Below are 21,042 nucleotides of genomic sequence, written 5' to 3' on the forward strand. Positions count from 1 at the left end.
TGTGTGGAATATCGGAGCCTAGGCCGAACCGGAATTCAAGTCAGCCCGCTTTGCTTGGGGGCCATGATGTTTGGCGCCTGGGGTGAGCCCGACCACGAGGCGTCGATCGCGACGATCCATGCGGCCTTGGACGCCGGGATCAACTTCATCGACACCGCAGACGTTTACTCTCAGGGTGAGTCCGAGGTCATCGTCGGGAAAGCGTTGGCCGGGGCTCGGCGTGATGACGTGGTCCTGGCCACCAAGGTCCACGGCCAAATGGGCGTTCCGATGGGCGCCGAAGGCGGGGATCCCAACATGCGGGGCAACTCGCGCCGCTGGATCGTGCGGGAAGTCGAGAACAGTCTGCGCCGGTTGAACACCGACTGGATCGACCTCTACCAGATACATCGGCCGGATCCGTACACCGATGTCGAGGAGACACTTTCCGCACTCACTGATCTGCAGCGGCAAGGCAAGATCCGGGCCTTCGGCTCCTCGACCTTCCCCGCCCACCAGATGGTGCAGGCGCAGTGGGTCAGCGAGCGGCGCGGCCTCGGCCGGTTCGCCACCGAGCAGCCGCCCTACTCTTTGCTGGTGCGGGGGATCGAGGCCGACGTTTTGCCGGTTGCGCAGGACTTCGGGATGGGCGTGCTGCCGTGGAGTCCGCTGGCCGGTGGCTGGCTGTCGGGCGGCTACCGCAAGGGCAATGACCTGCCGGAGTCCATGCGCCGCAACCGAATACCCGGACGGTTCGATATGTCGAGCCCGGGAAATCAGCGCAAACTCGAGGCCGCCGATGCGCTCGGGAAATTGGCCGACGACGCCGGCCTATCGCTGATTCACGTGGCTCTGGCCTTCGTCATGCAGCACCCGGGGGTCACTGCACCGATCATCGGCCCGCGCACCATGGCCCATCTCCAGTCGCAAATCGGAGCGGCCGAGGTGACTCTGTCGACCGACATCCTCGACGCGATCGACGAGATCGTGCCGCCCGGTGTGACGCTCGCCCATGCCGACGCCGGGTATCAACCGCCGTCGCTCAGCGATCCGTTCCTGCGGCGCCGTCGCACCACCTGAGTTTGAGGGCTCCGCGGAGCCCTAACGACTTTGCGCGTCGAAAGGAAAAGGGGCGCAACGCTTTCTATTGGGACAGCACGGCCTCGATGGCTCCGACGACCTCGGGCGCGTCCGGCTCGGTCCTGGGCCGAAACCGATTGACCACCGAACCGTCGGGCGCAATCAGGAATTTCTCGAAGTTCCACTGGATGTCGCCGGCCTGGCCGTCGGAATCGACGGCCTTGGTCAGCTCGCCGTACAGCGGGTGGCGGTCGTCGCCATTGACGTCGGTCTTGGCCAGCAGCGGGAACGTCACGCCGTAGGTCGTAGAGCAGAACTCTTGGATCTCATCGGGCGTGCCGGGTTCCTGGCCCATGAACTGGTTGCACGGGACACCAACGACCGTCAGGCCCCGGTCGCTGTAGTCCTTGGCCAGCTTTTCCAACGCCGTGTACTGCGGGGTCAGTCCGCACTTGGAGGCTACATTCACGACAAGCGTTGCGCCGTCGGATAATTCGGCTAGCGTGGTCGGCTTGCCATCGAGGGTGGTCAGGGCGATGTCTTTGAGGGTCACGTCCATGACGCTAACACTGTCCATCACCGTCGATGGCCTCGGCTGATCGGATTCGCCGGGCGGCCCGATCAGTGGCTGATGTAGACCGCCTTCGTGTTGAAGTAGGCCTCGATGCCCTTCTTGCCGCGCTCGCCACCCCAACCCGACTGCTTGTGGCCGCAGATCGGCATCGACGGGTCTGCCCCGAGCGCACAGTTCACCCAGACCTGGCCGGCGCGAAGCTCGTTCGCGACGCGGTGCGCGCGGCCGACGTTCTCCGTCCAGATGGCCCCGGCGAGCCCGTATTCCGTGTCGTTCGCGGCGGCGAGCACCTCGTCCTCGTCGTCGAACGGGATCACGCAGCCGACCGGACCGAAGATCTCCTCGCGAATGAGCCGCATGTCGGGCGTGGTGTTGGTGATGATCGTGGCCTCGTAGAAGAAGCCGCGGCGGTCCATCCGCTTGCCGCCGGTGATGATCTCCGCACCGCGTGAAACACCTTCGGCCACAATGCCTTCCACCCGTTGGCGCTGCTTCTCGCTGATCAGCGGTCCGAGCACCGAGTCGGGGTCCTCGCTGCCGCCCATCGGCAGCATCTTCGCGAAGCCCGCGATGCCTTCGACGACCTGGTCGTAGATGCCGCGCTGGACGTAGATCCGCGAGGTGCAGGAGCAGTTCTGCCCCGAGCCGGCGAGCAGGCCCAGGCTCGAATTCATGATCGCCTTGTCGAGATTGGCGTCGTCGAACATGATCAGCGGCGACTTACCGCCGAGCTCGAGCGTGAGGCGCTTGAGGTTGCCCGCGGCCGCCTTGACGATCAGCCGCCCGACCTCCGTCGACCCGGTGAACGCGATCTTGTCGACGTCCGGATGTGCGGCCAGGGCCGCACCCGCGGTCTCGCCGTAGCCGGTGATGACGTTGAAGACGCCGTCGGGCAGCCCCGCCTCGCGGAAGATCTCTTCGAGCTTCAGCGCGGTAAGCGGCGTCTCCTCAGCCGGCTTGAGCACACAGCTGCAGCCCGCCGCGAGGGCAGGCGCGGCCTTGAGCATCGCGACGAAGAAGGGCCCGTTCCACGGGATGATGAGGCCGGCGACGCCGACCGGCTCGAGCTGGGTGAAGTTGTGAAAGTTCTCGTAGTGGCCGAGCAGGCCGTCCGACACGACGTTGCTTGACTCGCCGTGGATCTTGCCGACCCATCCGGCGTAATACAGCAGCATCTCGTTTGCGACCTTGATGATCTGCTGCGCCGCCACGGCGTTCATGCCGTTGTCCTTGGATTCGAGCCCGGCGAGCTCGTCGGTGCGTTGCTTGACGATTTCCGCGGCGCGGAAGAGCACCTCCGCGCGGCGCGCAGCGGGCAGCTTGCGCCACACGCCCGACTCGAACGTTTCCCGCGCCCGGGCCACCGCGGCGTCGACGGCTGCCTGGTCGGCGTCGGCGACCTCGGCGATCTGCTCTTCGGTGGATGGGTTGAAGACCGGAATGATCCCCGAGCTGGGGCTTTCGACCGCAGGGTCGATGTCGACGGCGTTACTCAAAGTCCTGCGTCCTTTCCCTCGAGCCGCCCCGTCATGGAGAGGCGCGATGTCCTGAATCGTTGGGGAGGTTACGCGCTTAACCAAAGGTCGTCTAGTAGGCCGTCGGCGTCGAGTGGACACCGCAATCGAGACCGCAAAGCAGGTCCACAGCGGGATACGAGATCCCGCTGTGGACCTGCGCCGCCATCGGTGTGGCCGCCCTGGTGATGAGCACCGTCCTCAAGCCCAGGCCAATTGCTACGGAACCAGACTCGGCGATCGTCGAGCCATGGCCTCCGCGCCTAGTCACGCAGGGCGGCGGGGGGCACGATTGTCTCGACGCGTCCTGTGTCCACGTCATAGACGAGCCCGCTGACTATCAGCGTGGGGGCACGAATGGGTTTTGGCGTAAGAGTGCGATGTCGCTCCGTACCGCTTCCATTGGGTCGCTGAGGTTTTTGGCGCCAAGTTCGGCCGGCCCAACGCCGAGGAACGGTGCAAGGACCTCGGCATGCGTCTCCGGCGAGAGATGCGAGAGTCCGCAATCGGTGTGCTGCATGAGGATCAGCTCAAATCCGCTGGATAAGTGCTCCACCCGTGCGATGGTTGCAAGAACGCCGAGATTGCGAAGGAAGTCGGGCGTGACTCTGCCTCCGGGATTTCGGATCACGATGGCTTCGTTGGGCCTAAGGCCGAGCACGTGGGCGGGATCGGCTCGATGATCGGCACAGCACAAGATCACCGTCTTGAGGCTCGGCTCCAGGCCGGGCCGCTGTCCTGGGTGGGTGGCCGCAAAGGCCCGGTTGCGCTGCGCCAAGGTGGCGAGGGTGGTCACGGCTTGGATCTCCTTCGGCGGGGCGAGGGGTCGGGACGAAGTCGCGCCAGCGCGTCGGCCCAGGCGCGGCGGGCGGGGGGGAAGGCAGTCTGGCCACCGAACAGTTGGTGATGCCAATTCGCTGCCATACCAATCGAGTTGAGATCGAACGCGACCTGATCAGGCATGGTGCCCGATGCAACGTCGCCGTGGCCGATGCCGGCGGCGGCGCTGTCCGCGAGGAGCTGCAGCCACTCCTGCATCACTGCGGCAACGGCGTCGCGGGCCGGTCCGGGCCGTCCATCCATCTCCGCCGACGCCGAGCAGAGCAGGCAGCCACCCTCAAAGACGTCGCTTTCCAGGTAGGAGAACCACGACTCGCCCAGCGCTTCGAGTCGAGCAACACCTGCCGGGACTATGAGTGCAGGAGCGACCACAAGTTCGATCAGCATCTCTCGGGCCCGTCGTATCGCGGCGATCTGTAATGCTTCCTTGGACCCGAACGCGGCGTGCACGCTGCTCTTCGCGGTACCGAGCCGCTCGGCAAGACTAGAGATGGTCAGGCCCTCGAGGCCGTCGACCGACGCCTGCTGCACCGCCTCACTCAGGAGGGCATCTCGCGAGCGGAGCCCCTTCGCGCGGCGGCCATCCGACGGCCGACCCTGGCGTGTCGGCGGACGCAGGGGCATGGAGTTGCTCATCTTCTGTCCAACGGGCAGCCGCGCATCAACTTCTCGAAGCCGAGGGTGCGGAAAAGTTCGGCGATGGTGGACTGCGGCTTTCGCGCCGCCTGGTGTTGCAGAGCCGGAAGTACCGTGTGGACGAACCCACTGCGCGGGTGAATGTTTAACACCTCTTCGACGAGCTCGCCCGGAAGCTGGTCGACGCGAAGGCCGACGACATCGGCGGCGGCGCCCAAATGGACCAGGGCGATCTCGGGCCTTGCTTCGGCGGACGCTAGATCGAGGTGTCCGGCAATGGCAGCAGACAGCAGATGAATCCGATCCTCGGACCACCCGAGGCCGCCCAACGTCGCAGCGGCCGCTGCCGCACCGGCCTGCTCGAAAGGCGCCTCGGAGTCAAAACGGCCGATAAGTCCGAGGTCGTGAAGGATCGCGGCCACGAATGCGACTTCCAGATCGGCGTCGGCGACATGCTGGCCGATGAGTTGACTCCCGAAATACCAGGTCCGCCAGACGTGGTGGATTAGCGGGGCGCCGGACACTTCATTCATCAGATCCACCGCTGCCCGTGCAGCTGCGGTATCAGGAGTTGTGGGTAGCACACAGCACAATGTACATATTAGATGAACGATCGTCCATATTGTTCGGCTTATTGCTCTGAATGCTTGCCGTCAGCCTCATTCTCGTTCGGTCGCATCAGGCACGCGCTGCGCTGACCTGACGAACGCCGGCTTGCTCAACGTCGGGAGACTGGGCCGGCACCAAAGTGGCTGCGGCCAAGGGAAACAGTCCGCACAACGCCCACGCAGCCGGGTATTCAGCGGCGCCGATGAGCACGCTGAACAGTGGAGGGCCCGCAGCCGCCATCACCCGCTGGGTGGTGTTCTGGATGCCCAGGGCGCGTCCGCTCCAGAACCGCCCGGCGAACTCGGTGATCGCGGTTGCCTCCAATCCGTTGTCCAGCATCGCGATCACTGAGACGGCGACCATCAGCAACACGCCAACCGACAAGTCCGCGATATCGCTCACAGCCAGCAGGAACATGGCCAATGCCGCCGTGGTCGCGATGATCCGCACCGGTTGCATGCGGGAACCGACGCGATCGGACCAGCGGCCGACCGCAATTCTGCCCACGGCGCCAAGCACCTGGGAGATCGTCACCAGCCCGCTCGCCGCCGCGACCGACCAATGATGGTGATCGGTCAGCCAGACCACCATGAACGTGAGGGTCAACGTCTGGGGCATCATCAACAGCCCGGCAACTGCGTGAATGCGCCACAGCACGAACGATCCCCGATACGGGCAGGCCAGTTCGGCCTCGGTCGCTGACCCGCGGGATTTCCGTGGGGGATCGACGATGCCGACGAAGCAGGCCACCGCCGCAAGTCCGCACGCCACGGCGGCAAAGGTCAAACCCGGACGCGGTCCATGTTCGGCCAGAGCGGGCATTACCAAGGCGCCCAACGCGATGCCCAGCGGTTGCGCGGTCTGGCGGATTCCCATCACCACGCCCCGTTGATGGGGCGGGAACCAACCGGAGACCAACCGGCCTCCGGCTGTGTTACAGCCGGCGGCGGCCATGCCCCCGACGAATAGGCAGAGGCCCATCCACACATGCGAATGGGCCGAGGCTGCGGCATAAGCCGCCACCGCCGTGAGTGCCGAGCCCATGGTCAACACGACTCGCTCACCGACATGGTCGAGCACGTAGCCCCAAACGACCAGGGTCACCACCATGCCCCAGCTGGGCATGGATGCCAGCAAACAGGCGTCCGCCAACGATGTTCCGAGTCGGGACTCGAGCGACGGGATCAGGAAGGCGACGCCGTTGATGAAGAGGAAAGAACTCGCGGTCGCAAAAAGCGAGATGGCTATGATCGACCAGCGCACGATGATGCTCGGCTGCCCAATCGCGTTTGGCTCGTCCAAAACGTTCCCCCATGTGATGGGCGCCGAAGTGCGCCAATTACATTGATAAGAACAGTATTTGGCCTCAAGTTAAGAATGGGCTGAATCGAATATATGAAATATTTTCATGTTTCAAAGCAAACTGCACGCTATTGAATAGCAAGTAAGCGAAGTGCATTGAAACGCAACAGCTTTCATTGGCGCATAGCGCTGCGCCCAGAGGATCCGAGTCACTACTGGGCCTCGTGATTAGCTAAATATCCTGTGCATCAAGCAAATTGGTAGTCTTTAGTCGGGGCGCTTTGAGTGAATGGCGTCTTGTGTCTCGTAGAGTGCGGCTTCGGCTTCGGCTTCGGCTTCGGCTTCGGCGTCGATCACGCTGAGCCGGGCGACCTGCGGACTAATGTCGACGAAATCCTCGTCGGATTGGCCGAATCCGCTCATCAGCAGCGCGTCACAGTTGTCGGCATCGTCGCGATGACTCGCATGGAGGTAGTTACCCGAGACGCAGTGGTCAATGTGTGCCGGCGCCACATACAGCGCGGCATTCTGCATCCAGCCCATCTTGGAATCCTCGACAACGACGGGCATATCTCCCGGGAGGTTGGCGAGTACGCGTCGCAGCTGCTCAACGTTCATCGATTGTCCTAGACATGGGAGCGCCAGCGTATAAACAGGCCGCTGAGAAGCCGCTGAGAATGCCACTGACCTAGACATCCGCCAACCCGCCACATCCGGGCAGCGGTGTTCTCAGCGGTTCCACAGGGCTGCAGAATCAAACTGTGCGGATGTCTGCGTGTGGCCATTTCGAGGGAGCGGGCCTATGCGCTGGCTGAACCCTGCCCGATTGGGGATCTCCGCTCGCTCAGCCGCAGTGTCGGCGATCGTCGTGCTCTGCGCGCTGACTATCGCGGGCGCGGGCCTGGACATGATCCTGTATCGATCGTTGTTGGCGGGTGTCGACGATGCCACTGCGGCGAGGGTCACCAACATTGCCGACGACCTGCGGTCCGATCCGCCCAACGAACTCGACAGGTCCTTGTTGACCACCGACCAGCGCGTGGTCGCGATCCAACTCATCACTGCGGAGGGCAAGGTGATAGAGCGGTCTGGCGCCGCGCCGGAAAAGCCCTTGATCCCCATTGCCGAATTCGATGTCAACTTGCGCCGCGGAATGCCGGACGATGCCGTCCCCGGCGACAACATGCGTGTCAGCGGTCAAAAAGTAAGGACACGATTCGGTGAATTCACGATCCTCGTCGGAGGGGGTAGCGAAGCCGTCGAGGCGACCGCGCGGACGGTCGCGCTGTTATTGGCTTGTGGCGCTCCGATAATTGTTGGGGTGGCAGCCGCCGCAAGTTATTGGCTCGTCCGTCGGTCACTGCAATCGGTGGACGTGATCCGCAGCAGGGTGGCCGAGATATCGACGTCCGATTTGGCTGAACGGGTGCCCGTACCTCCCAGTCGGGACGCGATTTCAGCCCTGGCTGTCACCATGAACGAAATGCTCGCGCGCCTCGAAGCCGGCCATCGTGCACAACAGCGATTCCTCGGCGACGCATCCCATGAGCTGCGCAGCCCGCTGGCCACGATCATCTCTGGTTTGGAAGTCGCTGAGGCCCATCCCGAATTGCTCGATGTCGAGCTGGCGATCGACACCTTGCTCCCCGAGGCGCATCGCATGCAGGCACTGATCGAAGATCTGCTCCTGCTCGCCCGTGCGGACGAGCAGAGCCTGGTGCTGCGCAAAGAAGAGGTGTCCCTCGGCGACCTCGCCGAAGTCGAGGTGGCCCGTGCGCGTCGCGGCGCCGGATGCACGATCCACACCGAGATTTCGCCGGTGCCCCTGATCGGGGACCCGGCCGGGCTGACGCGAGTGATCCGCAACCTCGTCGATAACGCTGTGCGCCATGCCAAATCGCGCGTAGAAATCGATGTCGAAAGCCGGGGTGATACCGCCATTGTCACCGTCGGCGATGACGGACCTGGCATCCCGGCGGCCGATAGGGTACGGGTGTTCGGACGTTTCGTACGCCTTGACGCAGACCGCGCCCGCAGTGGCGGGGGAACCGGCCTGGGCTTGGCGATTGTCGCCGAGGTGGTCGCCGCGCATGGCGGTGCGGTCACTATCGACGATCGTCCCGGCGGCGGGACCACGATGATAGTGGCCTTGCCCCAACAAATGTCGGCGCCCAATTAGCCGCCGTTGCGTCAGCGAAGTGCGGCCAGCAACACATTGAGCGACTCAACCTCGGCCGCCTGGTCTGGGTGGCTCGCCCGAACGGCTTTCAAGGCCGTGTCGATCTGGCGGTCGAGCACGCCCCACCCGTTTGCGTCCATCGGCCGCAGGGTGGATTCGTCTTCATCCCAGGCGGTTTCGAGGTCGGTGATACGATCCCCCGCGCCCTGTCGATCACCGGCGTGGACCTTGACCAACGTGTCTTGGACGATCCCCCGGAACTTCGCGATGTCGGCCGGCGGGAAATGTGCGGTCGCCTGACCAGGAGTGAGCGACACGGCCGGCGGCGTCGAAGCGGCGTCATCGTCGCTGACCGCGACGGAATGAGGCCGCCCAGACGACCACACCAGCAATCCGGCAACAGCCCCCGCGACCATGACGTAGTAGCCGAGCATAATCCGTTGTTGCACAAGGGTAGTCGGCACGACCCGTGCCCGGTCTTGCGCCTGGCGCTCGATGACGTCAGCGCGGGTGATGGTGAGGTAGGCGACCGTAGCCAGGATCGCGACCAAGAAGATCGCGCTGGTCGCGGCGGGTCCTAAGCCGAGTCCTTGGCCGGAGCGTGGCGACGCAATCCAGTCTCCGAGGTTCGCGCCCAACGGGCGGGTCAAGATGTAGGCAAGCCAGAACGACAACACAGCGTTGGCGCCCATTCGCCAGCCGATCAGGACGGCAGCGATCACGCCGGCCGGCAACAACACCGAAACCCCAGGGCCCCAGCCGGTGACCTGCAGCGTCCAGTCGCCCGCTGCGGTACCCAACGCGAAAGTGACCAGGACCGCGAGCCAATAGAACAACTCTCGGGGCAGTGTCACGATGCTGTGGATCGAGAGAGTGCGTTCCCGCGCGAACCACACCGCGAACACTCCGGCCAGAACGACGGCGAACACGCTCGTGCTCACCGCGAGTGGAACATGGAAGCCGTCGGTGAGGATGTCGGTGTACAACGTTCCCGTCACACTGAAAACGACCACCGTCAGCCAATAAAAGCCAGGTACGTAGTGGCTGAAGTGCAACTGCCATCCGAGGACCGCAGCCAGCGCCACGGTGGAGATCAGCGCCGTTGTGGGCAGGCCCATGCCCTGCGTGACGCTGAGCCAGTCCGCGAAACTCTCACCCACAGTGGTGCATAGGATTTTGATGATCCAGAACCACAGCGTGACCGCGGGCACTTTGCTCAATGGGACTCGGCCGGCTTTTAATACCCCGAGATTGGTTGTGTCACTCACGCCGACCGACGGTACAAGCGGCCCGCTGAGGCGACGCTGAGAAATCTTCAATCCATCAATCGGTAGCCCACGCCGCGGATCGTCTCAATGGTGTTGGTGCCGAAGGGAACATCGATTTTGCGCCGCAGGTACCCCATGTACACCTCGACCACGTTGTCCGGGCCTTCATGATGGGCGTCCCACACGTTGTGCAGGATTTCTGCCTTTGTCACCACCATGTCCTTGTTGCGCATAAGGAACTCCAAAACCCCGTATTCGCGGGGGGTTAACGTGATCGGCGTCGAACCGCGTTGCACTGTGTGCCGGGCGGGATCCAGCGACAGCGTCCCAGCCGTGAGCACCACGGGCCGCTCTGGCGCACCGCGACGGACCAACGCGCGCAGGCGCGCCACGAGCACCCTGAACGAAAACGGTTTCGTCAGATAGTCGTCCGCTCCGAGGTCGAACGCATCGGTTTCGTCGTACTCGCCGTCCTTGGCGGTCAACATGAGCACGGGTGTCCACACGTCGCGCTCCCGCATCCGACGCAGCACTTCGTATCCGCTGTGACCGGGAAGCATGATGTCCAGAACCACCACATCGAAGCTGTGTTCGGTCGCTTCGTGCAGGCCCTCCACGCCCGTGTCGACGGACACGACGACGAAGCCTTCGGCCTTCAGTCCCCTGGACAGGGTCGCCGACAGTCGTGGCTCGTCCTCGACGAGTAAAACCCTCATGTCACACCTCTCCCGTTTTTTCGGGAACCGCACGTTCATCATCCAACGGCTCTAGCCGTACGCCCAAGCTTGGTGTGAATATCGTTGAAGGGCATGGACTGTGACACTCGATCGGCGTCAGGGACTCGGGTTCCCGGTTTCCTGGGCCGGCTGTCCCTGGCCGGGGTGACGCCCCGCGCGTTGCGGCAGGACAAGCAAGAGCGCGATGATGACGGCCGCGATGACCGCTGAGGCCAACGGACGGCTCAGGGCCAGGCCGCCGTCGGAGACGGGCTTATCAACGAAGTCCCCGATGGTTGCGCCCAAGGGCCGCGTCAGGATGAAGGCGACCCAGAACAGCGTGACTGGCGACACCTTGGTCCAGTAGTACAGCGCGACGACCACGGCGAGCGCAGCGCCGAACACCAAAGCTCCGCGCTCATAACCAAATCCACGCGTGTCGGCGAGCCAGTCGCCGAGCGCGGTGCCCAAAGTCTGGGAAAACGTGATCGTCGCCCAATAGAACGCCTCTACTTTTGGCGTAGAAACGGTGCTGACCGATACCGTCCCCTGCGACCAGCGCCAGAGTCCCAGGGTTGCCAAGAGACAAGCCAAAAGCAGAAGAGAGCCACCCGTATAGCCGATTCCCAGCGATCGGTCGGCGAAATCCGCCAGCGCGGTCCCGAACGTCGTGGAGGCGACGATCGTCGCCCAGTACAGAGCCGCATGGAAACGTTTGACCAAGATTTGGGCGGCGACAAGTGCCACCAGTGCGACGCCGAAAAGTACGGCTCCGTCCGCATACCCCCAATTCAGGGTCATGGTGACGGTGTCGCCGCCCGTTTCACCGAGTGTTGTCGCCAAAATCTTGATAACCCAGAAGCCCAACGTGACCGCTGGCACCTTGGTCAACGCCTTCGAAACGTCATCCGTCACGTGGCAATCTTTCGGTCTCGTCTGAACGTTGGCAGGAGCGGGTGGCTGACGTTTCGACCGAACGACGTCGAATCGTTCCGGCGGTTTCGTCTCGCCGGTGCAAATCTATACTTACGGCAGCGGCGCTGAGAAAGCGCTGAGAGAAGCGCCTCCGCTGCGCATGGCGAGCCTTCGTGCTTCTCGGCGGTGACGTATGCTTGGGCAAGGCAGTCGCCGATCAGAATCGTGGGAGAGGACGCGACGATCACGTTGGACGGGTCGTCGGCGAGGTCGACGTCACCGGACCCGCGAACAAAGCGCCGGCCCGCGCCGTCCCCCCAGATCAGGAACCTCAACAGCAGCAATCCATCGCTGATTTCCGTCCGCCGTCCATTCAGGCCGCGGCTGAGTTGGCGCTCGAAATGCGCCGCCGGAACCGATTGTTTCGACTTCGGGTGCCGGGGTCGTCGGCAAGGGCCCATTGCTCAGCCGTGCCTCGCTCATGATAAGCCGCTGCTCATCTCGTGAGGCTCCGACTGCCAGTCAACGAACGGTGCTGATGCTCAAGCACATTGGCATCAGCTGCAGATATTAGAAACACGTAAGTGTGTCATCCGGAAGGAACGGCAGAACCATTAGCCGCGTTACACGATCAAGGGAGCGGCCGCGTCCGTCGATTCGGCACTTGCCAATCGCACACCGACGCCGGGACCGCGACAGAGCAGTACCAACGGGAGGGAACCATGGCGATTACTGATGTTCCGGCCTTCGCCCACTTAACTGACGCCGATATCGACAATCTGGCTGTCGAACTGGACGCGATCCGGCTGGACGTCGAGGATTCCCTCGGCGAGCGCGATGCCCGCTACATCCGCCGCACCATCGCTGCGCAACGCGCCCTCGATGTGGCCGGCCGCCTCATGCTGGCCGCCAGTTCGCGGCGCTCGGCATGGTGGGCGGGAACCGTGACGCTGGGTCTGGCCAAGATCATCGAGAACATGGAGATCGGCCACAACGTCATGCACGGCCAGTGGAACTGGATGAACGATCCCGAGATCCACTCCTCGACGTGGGAGTGGGACATGACTGCGGCGTCAAAACACTGGATTTCGTCCCACAACTTTCAGCACCACAAGTACACCAACATCCTCGGCATGGATGACGACGTGGGCTACTACATCCTGCGAGTCACACGTGATCAGCCCTGGCAGCCCTTCAACGTCGGCAACCTGCTGTTCAATGCGATACTCGCGCTCGGGTTCGAGTGGGGAATCGGCACCCAGACCGTCGATTTCGAGAAAGTCTTGAAGCCGGGCCCCGAGCGCGACTCCACGCTCGAGCTTGCACGTGAGTTCTCAGTCAAGGCGTGCAGGCAGGTGGTCAAGGATTATGTCGCGTTCCCGGCTCTGACCTCGCTGTCGCCGGGTGCGACCTACACGTCGACGTTGAAGGCCAACGCGGTGGCCAACGTGATCCGCAACGTGTGGGCCAACGCGGTGATCTTCTGCGGCCATTTCCCCGATGGCGCAGAGAAATTCACCAAGACCGACATGGTCGGCGAGACGAAGGGCGAGTGGTACCTGCGCCAGATGCTGGGCAGCGCCAACTTCGAAGGCGGCTGGCTGCTGCGGTTCATGAGCGGCAACCTGTGCCACCAGATTGAACATCATCTGTACCCCGACCTGCCGAGCAACCGGCTCCATGAGATCTCGGTGCGGGTGCGCGCATTGTGCGACAAGTACGACTTGCCTTACACCACAGGGCCATTCCTGGTGCAGTACGGCAAGACGTGGCGCACCATCGCCAAGCTCTCGGTGCCGAACAAGTACTTACGTGACACGGCGGACGACGCGCCGGAAACCCGAAGCGAGCGGATGTTCGCCGAGCTCGAGCCCGGTTACGCGGGAACCGATCGCCTTACGGGCCGGCGACGCGGGCTCAAGACAGCGATCGGTTCGGTCCGCCAATGGCGGCGGAGCGCCAGCTGAGCCACCCTTTGCGCTTCGCGCACCCATCTCTAGACCCACCTCTACGCCGGAAAGGCAGCACCACGACTTCATGGCCGCCAAGCTAACGCCGCACTTCGACGACGTGCAGGCGCACTACGACATATCCGACGACTTCTTCCGGCTGTTTCTCGATCCCAGCCAGACCTACAGCTGTGCGTACTTCGAGCGCGAGGACATGACGCTGGAAGAGGCGCAGGTCGCCAAGATCGACCTGGCGTTGGGCAAGTTAGGTCTGCAGCCCGGCATGACCTTGCTCGACATCGGCTGCGGCTGGGGTGCCACCATGCGCCGGGCGATCGAGAAGTATGACGTCAACGTCATCGGCCTGACGTTGTCAAAGAATCAGGCCGCCCATGTACAGAACTCGTTCGACCAGCACGAAAGTGCACGCAGCGGGCGAGTGTTGCTCAAGGGCTGGGAACAGTTTGACGAGCCCGTCGACCGGATCGTATCGATCGGCGCGTTCGAGCACTTCGGCCACGACCGCTACGACGACTTCTTCAAGATGGCATGCGGCGCCTTGCCCGATGAGGGCGTCATGCTGCTGCACACCATCACCGGATTCACGAAGCAGCAGATGATCGATCACGGCTTGCCGCTTACGTTTTGGCTGGCCCGCCACCTCAAGTTCATGATGACCGAGATCTTCCCGGGCGGTCAGCTGCCGACGATCGAGATGATCCACGAGCACACGGCGAAGGCTGGTTTCACGCTGACCCGCAGCCAGTCGCTGCAGCAGGACTACGCCAAGACCCTCGACCTGTGGGCAGAGGCGCTGGAGGCGCATAAAACCGAGGCAATCGAGATTCAGTCCGAAGAGGTGTACGAGCGGTACATGAAGTACCTGACCGGCTCTGCCAAGGGATTTCGAATCGGCTACTCCGACGTCGTGCAGTTCACCCTGCAGAAGCGGTGATTGACACTCTTCGACGGGTTGATCAGGTCGCCGACATGCCGCCGTCTACGTCCAACACCGTGCCAGAAATGTAGGACGCTTCCGACGACGAAATGAAAACAATGGCGTTGGCAAGTTCCTCGGTATTTCCTCTTCGGAGGAACGGGATCGTCGACACCAGGGCATCATTGACTTCCGCGGACCCGGTGAACCGATCGGCCATCTCAGTGTCTGTCAGACCCGGCGCAACAGCGTTGACCCGAATTCCCGAATTCCCCTGCTCGAGCGCGACCGTTTTGGTCAGGCCCTCCACTGCGAATTTGCTGCTGACATAAGCCGTTCCGCCGGCAGCCGCCTTGTGGCCGTAGGTCGAGGAGATGTTGACGATGCTGCCGGCATCTTGGCCTGTCATCGCGCGCACTTCGTGTTTCATGCTCAGGAATACCCCGAGGACGTTCGTGTCATGGACGGCCTTGAAATTCTCGACGGTGGCGTCCTGGATGGGTCCGAGTTCGCCTTCGAAGCCGGCGTTGTTGACGGCGACATCGAGACGGCCGAATCTCGCTACCGTCTGGTCGACAAGATTGCGGACCTCGTCTTCGTGCGTAACGTCCGCGCGAACGAACTCCGCTTCGGCGCCAAGCGTTTTCAACTCCGAGACGAGCGCTTGACCCTTGTCGTCGTGGCGCCCGGACACGACGACCTTGGCGCCTTTCTTTGCGAAGGCCACGGCGGTGGCGCGCCCGATGCCGGTGAGTGCGCCCGTAATGAGAACAACCTGAGGTGCCATTTTTCTCCTTCGGTGGCGGAATATGACCGCCGACGTGCAACCGTCACAACGATACGGACCTCGGTGCGAAACTTCATCGGGCTGGCGGTTTGTTATACTAGCTAAATATCACCTAAAGCGACATTGGAGAACACACGCATGCCACGTACGGACAACGACACCTGGAACCTGGCCACCAGCGTGGGCGCGACGGCCACGATGGTGGCAGCCGCCCGCGCGATCGCCACGAAGGCCGACAACCCGGTGATCGAGGATCCGTTCGCCGAGCCGCTGGTGCGTGCGGTCGGCGTGGAGTTCTTCACCCGCTGGGCCGACGGCGATATCGACGCCGCTGATGTCGACTACCACGAATCCAGTTGGAAGCTCGGGCACATGCCGGATGCGATGGCCGCCCGGACTCGCTTCTTCGACGGATTCTTTCGCGATGCGACCCAGGCCGGAATCCGTCAGGCCGTGATCTTGGCGTCCGGCCTCGACGCGCGCGCCTACCGACTGGCGTGGCCGGACGACATGACGGTCTTCGAGATCGACCAGCCCGAGGTGATCGAGTTCAAGACCACGACCCTGGCCGGGCTTGGTGCCGCTCCGAAGGCCGACCTGCGCACGGTCGCCATCGATCTGCGTAACGATTGGCCGACCGCGCTGCTGGATGCCGGCCTGGACAAGAGCCGGCCGACCGCGTGGATCGCCGAGGGGCTGTTCGGGTATCTGCCGCCAGCGGCTCAGGATGCCTTGCTGGACAACATCACTGCGCTGAGCGCCAAGGGCAGCCGGCTAGCCTGCGAGGCCACCCCGGACAGGCCGCAGATCGATAAGGAACGAGCGCGCGAGCTGTTGCGCAAGGCGAGCGCCAAATGGCGCGAGCATGGTCTCGACCTGGATTTCACCGACCTCGGCTTCGAGGGCGAGCGCAGCGACGTCGCGTCTCATCTGGAGAATTTGGGATGGCGATCAGTTGGCACCCCGATGCGTCAGCTGTTGGCCGACAACGGTCTTGGCGCGATTCCGCAAACTGACGATTCGGTGTCGGTGGCCGACACGGTCTACTACAGCTCCGTATTGGCGAACTGACGGCAGTCCAGCCGCAGCCGTACTCCATATCGCGTGTGACATGCCGAGCCGCCGGCAAAGCCGGTGGCTCGTATCTTAGGATTTCTTCGATGGCTCCTGGCAGCAGAGATCGGTCGGCAGCCAGTCGGCGGCGTTGATCGGGGTACGGGCGCGCGCCAACAATTTCCAGGTGTGCAAGCAGTACATCCTTGAGGGGCTCGGCGTCGGCGCGATGCCGAACCAGATCATCTGCACTAACGGGTTACGCGACGGCAGCATCATGCCCGTGCTACCGGGGTGAACCTCGAGCGGCTGGACGTGCATATGATCTACCCTTTCCAGCTCTCCTTTTCGACACTCATCAGCGCGTTCTACGACACGGCGTGCGAGATTATCGTGGAGAACTCGGCGCGAACCTGAGACAGTCGATGACGACCATGGTCCTCAGAACGCGGGCACGCCGTCTCGTTGTGGATGCAGTGCGCCGAGCGGCGACGTGAGTGGCAGATGCAGTGCATCGACAATCCCCGTGGGCGCCTCACACACCCACGGGATGGCGTTGACCGCTCGCATCCCCGTGGCGAGCAGGCCGTGGTCGCTGGCGCTCTCATCGTCGTGGTATCCGACTTCGAATTCTCCGTCGAAGGACGGCTCGCCATCAATGATGACCCGCCAGATGCCGTCGGTGCCGCCGGTGCGGCCCGTCGGCCATTCGGGCGCAAGATCGTCGGCCATCCGGTCGACATGTTCGATGGTGATGACTTCCTGGCCGTCCACCACGCCTACGCAGCGCGCGTAGGTCGCGCCGACCGTTCCGGCTTCGATTAGTCCGCAGGCGGTTTCGAGTCGCCTTGGGGTGGGCAGGAACTCGCAGGTCTCTCGGATCTCGTCGAGCTCAACCCCCAGCGCGTCGGCCACCATCGTGACCGCGGCACCCCACCCCCACTTGAGCACCCCTGGGCGCTTGAGACCGCCTTGGTAGTCCAGCGGTTGCCCGAAACCGAACAACTCTCGGACATCGAATTCGACCGGATACTGCGAATAATTGGTGATCTCGATTCCACGCACTGAGTACACGCGGTGCGACATGGACAGCAGGGCGATGGGGAAGAGGTCGCACCCGAAGCCCGGCTCGATGCCAGACGAATAGATCGAGCTGTCGCCTGCGCGACAGGCTTCGCGGATGGGCTCGAGATAACGCTCGGAGAGTGAGCCTTTTTCGTATACCAGGCCGGGCAGCGACGTCGTCACGATGTTCTTGCCCGCGGCCAGGATCCGGCAGAAATCGGCAAGCGCCTCTTTGGGCCGAGGGCCAGCAGGAGCGGCGTACATGATGCAGTCAGCCTCCCCACCTAGCAGGGCGTCGATGTCGCGGGTAGCCGTGATACCCAGGGACTCGATACCGGCCAGTGACCCGATATCCTGACCGTCCTTGGTGGCCGAATGAACCCATGCCCCAACGAGTTCGAGGTTGGGCCGGTCGGCTGCGGTGCGGATGGCATAACGCCCCACGCCACCGGTCGCCCAGACCACAACCTTGTATGTCTTACCCGGCGTCGGCCTCATGGTGAATCCTTTCGTGGATGGTGACTCAGCTAAACGATGAAATGTGTAATGTTTTTGTGTGACCGAATACGCGAACGGACCGAGTCGAGCCAGCGTTCATCACGTCGTATACGCGGTGCTGCCCGACCGGCTTTCCGAGACAGTTGAGTTCTTCTCGGAGTTGGGCTTTCGATTCCAGACCATCGAGCTCGAAGACGTGGGCCTGCGAGTACTTCTGGACTGGGCCGGCGGCCTCGAACTGGTGACCCCACTGTCTCCCGGGCCTGATAGCGACGGCGCGGTGGCGCAGTTCCTGCAGCAAAACGGCCCCGGCGTGTATTCGGTGGCGATCCGAGTCGGTGATGCCCCGGCCGCCGAGCAGGTGGCGCAGCGATACGGGGCGCAGACTCGGTTCCATCAGCACCGCGGCGGTGACGGATACGAACTCGACGAGATCGAGCTGTCGGTGCTCGGTCTTCCTGTGACATTCCTTTCCACTGATCTGCCGTAACGTCGTTCAGCCGCCGCGCGATTCGACGTAAGCGGTGATCACCTCAACAAGCGCTTGGCGGTCCCGGGAGGAGTCCACGGGTTCTGGCCACACCATCTGAGCGACCACCATGCCGCGCAACGTCGCCCAGATGAGGTTGCCGATCCGGCCGGCGTGCGGCGCGGACAGGCCTTCTCCCAGGTGTCGGCCTAGCTTCGTCAGCGTGACCATCAGGTCGGCGAGGTGGGTGTTGGCGACGGTGTCGCGAAGGCCGCGCGTCGAGATGAGGATCTCCAGAGCTGCCATCGACGTGGGGCTGGAGAACGCGTCCCAAATCGTGTCGATGACGAATGCGGTGCGCGCACGCACGCTGCTCTTGCGGATGGCCGACGGGGGTAATTCGTCGAGGGCGTCGAGTAGTTCGCTGAAACCCTTGTCAACCACCGCCATCAACAATCCGTCCAGATCGCCGAAGTGGTATTGGACCACCCCCCAGGTCACCCCGGCGCGGTCGGTGATGTGCCGGACGCTGGGCGGGGCGAACCCCTCGTCGAGGATGCAGCGCACGGTCTCGTCGATGACGGCTACGCGGGTGCGTTCGGCGCGGGCTTGGCCGCCGGTGGGCGGTCGACGGGGTGCGGTCATGGTGTTCGGATTACCACAGCACGCCGCGCACGTGGTCGGTCGGCCGCAGATCATGTGCGGCAAGGATTCCGCTCGGGGCCCGGCACACGGCGTCGATGACGTTCACGGCGCGGGCTGCGGTGGCGATGACCCCGCCCTGGTTATGGTCGATGCCCGATACCCCTACGTGGGTGTTGATTTCGATGCCCGGGCTGCCCTCGACACGGACGCGGTGCACGCCGGGATGTCCGTCCGGCGGGTACGGCCAATCCGGAGCGGCCGCATCGGTGAGCCTGTTGACGTGTTCCATCGTGATGATCACTTCACCCCCGCGGACGCCCTCGACCGCAAAGCGGACGGCGGCCACCCTGCCCGGTTCGACGTCCATCATGGTGCACTTGATCAGGTCGGGCGTGGCCCACTTGTCGACTCGTTCCCGGACTTCGTCGAGTTCGATACCGAGATCCACTGCCAGACTGCGCACTTGGGCACCCCACATCGACGTGAGCACACCGGGCGAGAACATCACTGGTATGTGGTCCGGCGCGGTTCCGAAACCGAAACTGACGCCGGTGAATTCGGCGTCGTCATAAGTCCCATAATCGAAAATCTCCTGGACGATGATGGCGGTGGCGCGCGCTGTCAGGCTCAGCGCGGTGTAGACCAGGGTGTCGCCGGAGAACCCAGGGTCGATTCCGTTGATGTACAACGTCGTATCGCCCTCGCGACAAGCGTGTGCCAGCGGTTCGCGCAACCAATCGTCGGCCTGGTCGGGCGCCACCAGCCAGACAAACGATGTCCCAACGACGTTCGTGCCCGACCGCAGAAACCGAGCGATCTCGTCCAACGCCGCGTGGGGGCGCGTCTCGGCTTGCGATGTGTACACCACGCAGTCTGCGTTCAGGCCGATCAGCGCGTCGACGTCGTCGGTCGCGAGGACTCCGGTCGGCCGGTCGAGCCCGCACAGATCGGCGGCGTCACGCCCGATCTTGTCCTGCCCGCGTGCGTGCACGCCGACGAGTTCCAGGTCGGGACGCTCGATGATGCTGCGCAACGCATGGATTCCGACGTTGCCGGTGGAGAATTGGACTACCCGACGGGTCACTGCGGTCCTTTCAGAGCAGATCGGTGATGGTCTTGAGTCCGGCGTCGTAGAGCACGCCAGGCAGCATCCCGCCGTCGATTTCGATGGTGGTGCCATTGATGAAATCCGCTGCGCCAGAGGCAAGGAAAACACACGTGCGGCCGACCTCTTCGGGCTCGCCGCCGCGCTTGAGCGGTAGAGCCTCGAAATATTTTGATCCCGTCGGGTCGTCCTTGGGCAGGACGAATGAGCGGAAGTTTTCGGTGATCGTCGGTCCCAGCGCCACGCAATTGACCCGGGCCGCCGGGCCCCACTCCTCGGCCAGAGAGCGGGTGAGGTGGTTGAGTCCCGACTTGGCCGCGCCGTAGGACACCAGGGTAGGGGAGCCCGCGGGATGACCGGCGCCGCTGGAGATATTGATGATGCAGCCCGTCCCGTCCTGCTGGCGCATCTGTCGGTAGACGCGGATGGCGAACCACATCGGGCTGATGAGGTTCATCTGGACGGCGAACGCATGAAACAATACGGTGCGCTCGAAGTCGTCTTCGGAGCTCGGCGCGCCCTGGATGCGCGAGACCAGTGCGGGGATGTTCTCGGCGTGTGGCGCGGGGACTGTCCCGCCGGCGTTGTTGACCAGGATGTCGACCCGGCCATAGCGCTCGACCACGGTATTCACCAGGCGGTCGATCGCGTGGTAATCGCCTTGGTCGCAGACCATTTGCTCGGACCGCTCCGACCACCCCGGTTCACTGTCCACGCCGGGAATGGCGTCCAGCGGTGATCGCGAGCAACCGACGACCGTGGCGCCCGCGCGCAACAACTCGTGCGCGATGCCCACGCCGACACCCCTGCTGGTCCCGGTGACGATCGCGACCTTGCTGTCCAGCACACCCATGGTCACTGCCCCTTGTTGTCCGCTGCCGACCGTTCAGAAACTCGTGCTAAAAAATTACACGTGTAATCA

The 21,042-nt window shown here is 63.4% G+C and carries 21 protein-coding genes and 2 pseudogenes; 7 read left to right on the forward strand and 16 right to left on the reverse strand.

All coding sequences use genetic code 11. The features are described 5' to 3' along the window. Positions 1–3: 3 nt before the first annotated feature. The gene (locus tag MNAB215_RS20920) at positions 4–1,059 is read left to right on the forward strand and encodes an aldo/keto reductase (RefSeq protein ID WP_077080501.1); all 1,056 of its coding nucleotides are present in this window, start codon (positions 4–6) and stop codon (positions 1,057–1,059) included. Between the two features lie 64 nt (positions 1,060–1,123). Here the strand turns inward: MNAB215_RS20920 and MNAB215_RS20925 are convergent, their stop codons facing one another. The 7 genes from MNAB215_RS20925 to MNAB215_RS20955 form a co-directional block, all read right to left on the reverse strand. Further along, the gene (locus MNAB215_RS20925) at positions 1,124–1,612 is read right to left on the reverse strand and encodes a glutathione peroxidase (protein WP_077082200.1); all 489 of its coding nucleotides are present in this window, start codon (positions 1,610–1,612) and stop codon (positions 1,124–1,126) included. Positions 1,613–1,680: 68 nt separating this feature from the next. Further along, complete coding sequence (locus tag MNAB215_RS20930) at positions 1,681–3,129, reverse strand: aldehyde dehydrogenase family protein (RefSeq protein ID WP_077080502.1); 1,449 nt, start codon at positions 3,127–3,129, stop codon at positions 1,681–1,683. A 358-nt stretch (positions 3,130–3,487) separates the two neighbouring features. Then, positions 3,488–3,943, reverse strand: a complete 456-nt coding sequence (locus MNAB215_RS20935; protein ID WP_165691598.1) for a carbonic anhydrase — start codon at positions 3,941–3,943, stop codon at positions 3,488–3,490. Continuing rightward, complete coding sequence (locus tag MNAB215_RS20940) at positions 3,940–4,623, reverse strand: TetR/AcrR family transcriptional regulator (RefSeq protein ID WP_083746192.1); 684 nt, start codon at positions 4,621–4,623, stop codon at positions 3,940–3,942. Before MNAB215_RS20940 ends, MNAB215_RS20935 begins: the two co-directional genes overlap by 4 nt. Next, complete coding sequence (locus MNAB215_RS20945; RefSeq protein WP_077082202.1) at positions 4,620–5,156, reverse strand: HD domain-containing protein; 537 nt, start codon at positions 5,154–5,156, stop codon at positions 4,620–4,622. The genes MNAB215_RS20940 and MNAB215_RS20945 overlap by 4 nt, the downstream gene beginning before the upstream one ends. Before the next feature lie 145 nt (positions 5,157–5,301). Beyond that, positions 5,302–6,516, reverse strand: a complete 1,215-nt coding sequence (locus tag MNAB215_RS20950; RefSeq protein ID WP_077082203.1) for an MFS transporter — start codon at positions 6,514–6,516, stop codon at positions 5,302–5,304. A 285-nt stretch (positions 6,517–6,801) separates the two neighbouring features. Continuing rightward, entirely contained in the window at positions 6,802–7,152 is a 351-nt protein-coding gene (locus tag MNAB215_RS20955) for a hypothetical protein (RefSeq protein WP_077080503.1), read from the reverse strand. Positions 7,153–7,336: 184 nt separating this feature from the next. Here MNAB215_RS20955 and MNAB215_RS20960 point away from each other — a divergent pair, with 184 nt between their 5' ends. Then, positions 7,337–8,713 carry a sensor histidine kinase gene (locus MNAB215_RS20960; protein WP_077080504.1) on the forward strand — a complete coding sequence of 459 codons (1,377 nt, stop codon included), beginning with the start codon at positions 7,337–7,339 and terminating at the stop codon, positions 8,711–8,713. Positions 8,714–8,724: 11 nt separating this feature from the next. Here the strand turns inward: MNAB215_RS20960 and MNAB215_RS20965 are convergent, their stop codons facing one another. The 3 genes from MNAB215_RS20965 to MNAB215_RS20975 form a co-directional block, all read right to left on the reverse strand. Next, the gene (locus tag MNAB215_RS20965; RefSeq protein WP_077082204.1) at positions 8,725–9,981 is read right to left on the reverse strand and encodes a COG4705 family protein; all 1,257 of its coding nucleotides are present in this window, start codon (positions 9,979–9,981) and stop codon (positions 8,725–8,727) included. A 47-nt stretch (positions 9,982–10,028) separates the two neighbouring features. Further along, positions 10,029–10,697 carry a response regulator transcription factor gene (locus MNAB215_RS20970; protein WP_077080505.1) on the reverse strand — a complete coding sequence of 223 codons (669 nt, stop codon included), beginning with the start codon at positions 10,695–10,697 and terminating at the stop codon, positions 10,029–10,031. Positions 10,698–10,814: 117 nt separating this feature from the next. Next, the gene (locus tag MNAB215_RS20975) at positions 10,815–11,612 is read right to left on the reverse strand and encodes a COG4705 family protein (protein ID WP_077080506.1); all 798 of its coding nucleotides are present in this window, start codon (positions 11,610–11,612) and stop codon (positions 10,815–10,817) included. 722 nt (positions 11,613–12,334) lie between these two features. On the opposite strand from MNAB215_RS20975, the gene MNAB215_RS20980 reads away from it, so the two are divergent. Both MNAB215_RS20980 and MNAB215_RS20985 read left to right on the forward strand, forming a co-directional pair. Beyond that, on the forward strand, positions 12,335–13,579 hold the full coding sequence (locus tag MNAB215_RS20980; protein ID WP_077080507.1) for a fatty acid desaturase family protein: 1,245 nt from the start codon (positions 12,335–12,337) through the stop codon (positions 13,577–13,579). Positions 13,580–13,649: 70 nt separating this feature from the next. Beyond that, complete coding sequence (locus tag MNAB215_RS20985; protein ID WP_077080508.1) at positions 13,650–14,516, forward strand: cyclopropane mycolic acid synthase family methyltransferase; 867 nt, start codon at positions 13,650–13,652, stop codon at positions 14,514–14,516. A gap of 22 nt (positions 14,517–14,538) precedes the next feature. Here MNAB215_RS20985 and MNAB215_RS20990 read toward each other — a convergent pair whose 3' ends face one another. Then, positions 14,539–15,285, reverse strand: a complete 747-nt coding sequence (locus tag MNAB215_RS20990; RefSeq protein ID WP_077080509.1) for an SDR family NAD(P)-dependent oxidoreductase — start codon at positions 15,283–15,285, stop codon at positions 14,539–14,541. A 138-nt stretch (positions 15,286–15,423) separates the two neighbouring features. On the opposite strand from MNAB215_RS20990, the gene MNAB215_RS20995 reads away from it, so the two are divergent. Beyond that, on the forward strand, positions 15,424–16,356 hold the full coding sequence (locus tag MNAB215_RS20995) for an SAM-dependent methyltransferase (protein ID WP_077080510.1): 933 nt from the start codon (positions 15,424–15,426) through the stop codon (positions 16,354–16,356). Positions 16,357–16,375: 19 nt separating this feature from the next. Here the strand turns inward: MNAB215_RS20995 and MNAB215_RS30325 are convergent. Beyond that, positions 16,376–16,501: pseudogene (locus MNAB215_RS30325) on the reverse strand (cytochrome P450); the annotation flags it as partial. On the opposite strand from MNAB215_RS30325, the pseudogene MNAB215_RS30330 reads away from it, so the two are divergent. Next, positions 16,499–16,755: pseudogene (locus MNAB215_RS30330) on the forward strand (type 2 periplasmic-binding domain-containing protein); the annotation flags it as partial. The pseudogenes MNAB215_RS30325 and MNAB215_RS30330 overlap by 3 nt on opposite strands. Positions 16,756–16,779: 24 nt before the next feature. On the opposite strand, the gene MNAB215_RS21010 reads toward MNAB215_RS30330, so the two are convergent. Beyond that, positions 16,780–17,901, reverse strand: a complete 1,122-nt coding sequence (locus tag MNAB215_RS21010; protein ID WP_077080511.1) for an NAD(P)H-dependent amine dehydrogenase family protein — start codon at positions 17,899–17,901, stop codon at positions 16,780–16,782. A 58-nt stretch (positions 17,902–17,959) separates the two neighbouring features. On the opposite strand from MNAB215_RS21010, the gene MNAB215_RS21015 reads away from it, so the two are divergent. Then, a complete protein-coding gene (locus MNAB215_RS21015) occupies positions 17,960–18,391 on the forward strand; it encodes a VOC family protein (RefSeq protein ID WP_077080512.1) in 432 nt (143 codons plus the stop codon). Between the two features lie 6 nt (positions 18,392–18,397). Here MNAB215_RS21015 and MNAB215_RS21020 read toward each other — a convergent pair whose 3' ends face one another. Genes MNAB215_RS21020 through MNAB215_RS21030 form a run of 3 tightly spaced genes read right to left on the reverse strand, consistent with a single transcriptional unit; the run spans position 18,398 to position 20,973 of the window. Next, positions 18,398–19,015: a TetR/AcrR family transcriptional regulator gene (locus MNAB215_RS21020; protein ID WP_077080513.1), complete on the reverse strand. Its 618-nt coding sequence runs from the start codon at positions 19,013–19,015 to the stop codon at positions 18,398–18,400. A gap of 10 nt (positions 19,016–19,025) precedes the next feature. Then, positions 19,026–20,099: an NAD(P)H-dependent amine dehydrogenase family protein gene (locus tag MNAB215_RS21025; protein WP_077080514.1), complete on the reverse strand. Its 1,074-nt coding sequence runs from the start codon at positions 20,097–20,099 to the stop codon at positions 19,026–19,028. 10 nt (positions 20,100–20,109) lie between these two features. Next, positions 20,110–20,973, reverse strand: coding sequence for an SDR family NAD(P)-dependent oxidoreductase (locus tag MNAB215_RS21030; protein WP_077080515.1), 864 nt, complete (start codon positions 20,971–20,973; stop codon positions 20,110–20,112). Positions 20,974–21,042: the final 69 nt, after the last annotated feature.

Source organism: Mycobacterium numidiamassiliense, assembly GCF_900157365.1.
Lineage (GTDB): Bacteria > Actinomycetota > Actinomycetes > Mycobacteriales > Mycobacteriaceae > Mycobacterium > Mycobacterium numidiamassiliense.

What these genes read in the sequence shown, in the direction of transcription:
- MNAB215_RS20940 (WP_083746192.1), bottom strand. Translation starts at nt 4,623, where the DNA reads ATGAGCAACTCCATGCCCCTGCGTCCGCCGACACGCCAGGGTCGGCCG.
- MNAB215_RS20945 (WP_077082202.1), bottom strand. Translation starts at nt 5,156, where the DNA reads ATGAATGAAGTGTCCGGCGCCCCGCTAATCCACCACGTCTGGCGGACC.
- MNAB215_RS20955 (WP_077080503.1), bottom strand. Translation starts at nt 7,152, where the DNA reads ATGAACGTTGAGCAGCTGCGACGCGTACTCGCCAACCTCCCGGGAGAT.
- MNAB215_RS20960 (WP_077080504.1), top strand. Translation starts at nt 7,337, where the DNA reads ATGCGCTGGCTGAACCCTGCCCGATTGGGGATCTCCGCTCGCTCAGCC.
- MNAB215_RS20970 (WP_077080505.1), bottom strand. Translation starts at nt 10,697, where the DNA reads ATGAGGGTTTTACTCGTCGAGGACGAGCCACGACTGTCGGCGACCCTG.
- MNAB215_RS20980 (WP_077080507.1), top strand. Translation starts at nt 12,335, where the DNA reads ATGGCGATTACTGATGTTCCGGCCTTCGCCCACTTAACTGACGCCGAT.
- MNAB215_RS20985 (WP_077080508.1), top strand. Translation starts at nt 13,650, where the DNA reads ATGGCCGCCAAGCTAACGCCGCACTTCGACGACGTGCAGGCGCACTAC.
- MNAB215_RS20990 (WP_077080509.1), bottom strand. Translation starts at nt 15,285, where the DNA reads ATGGCACCTCAGGTTGTTCTCATTACGGGCGCACTCACCGGCATCGGG.
- MNAB215_RS20995 (WP_077080510.1), top strand. Translation starts at nt 15,424, where the DNA reads ATGCCACGTACGGACAACGACACCTGGAACCTGGCCACCAGCGTGGGC.
- MNAB215_RS21010 (WP_077080511.1), bottom strand. Translation starts at nt 17,901, where the DNA reads ATGAGGCCGACGCCGGGTAAGACATACAAGGTTGTGGTCTGGGCGACC.
- MNAB215_RS21020 (WP_077080513.1), bottom strand. Translation starts at nt 19,015, where the DNA reads ATGACCGCACCCCGTCGACCGCCCACCGGCGGCCAAGCCCGCGCCGAA.
- MNAB215_RS21030 (WP_077080515.1), bottom strand. Translation starts at nt 20,973, where the DNA reads ATGGGTGTGCTGGACAGCAAGGTCGCGATCGTCACCGGGACCAGCAGG.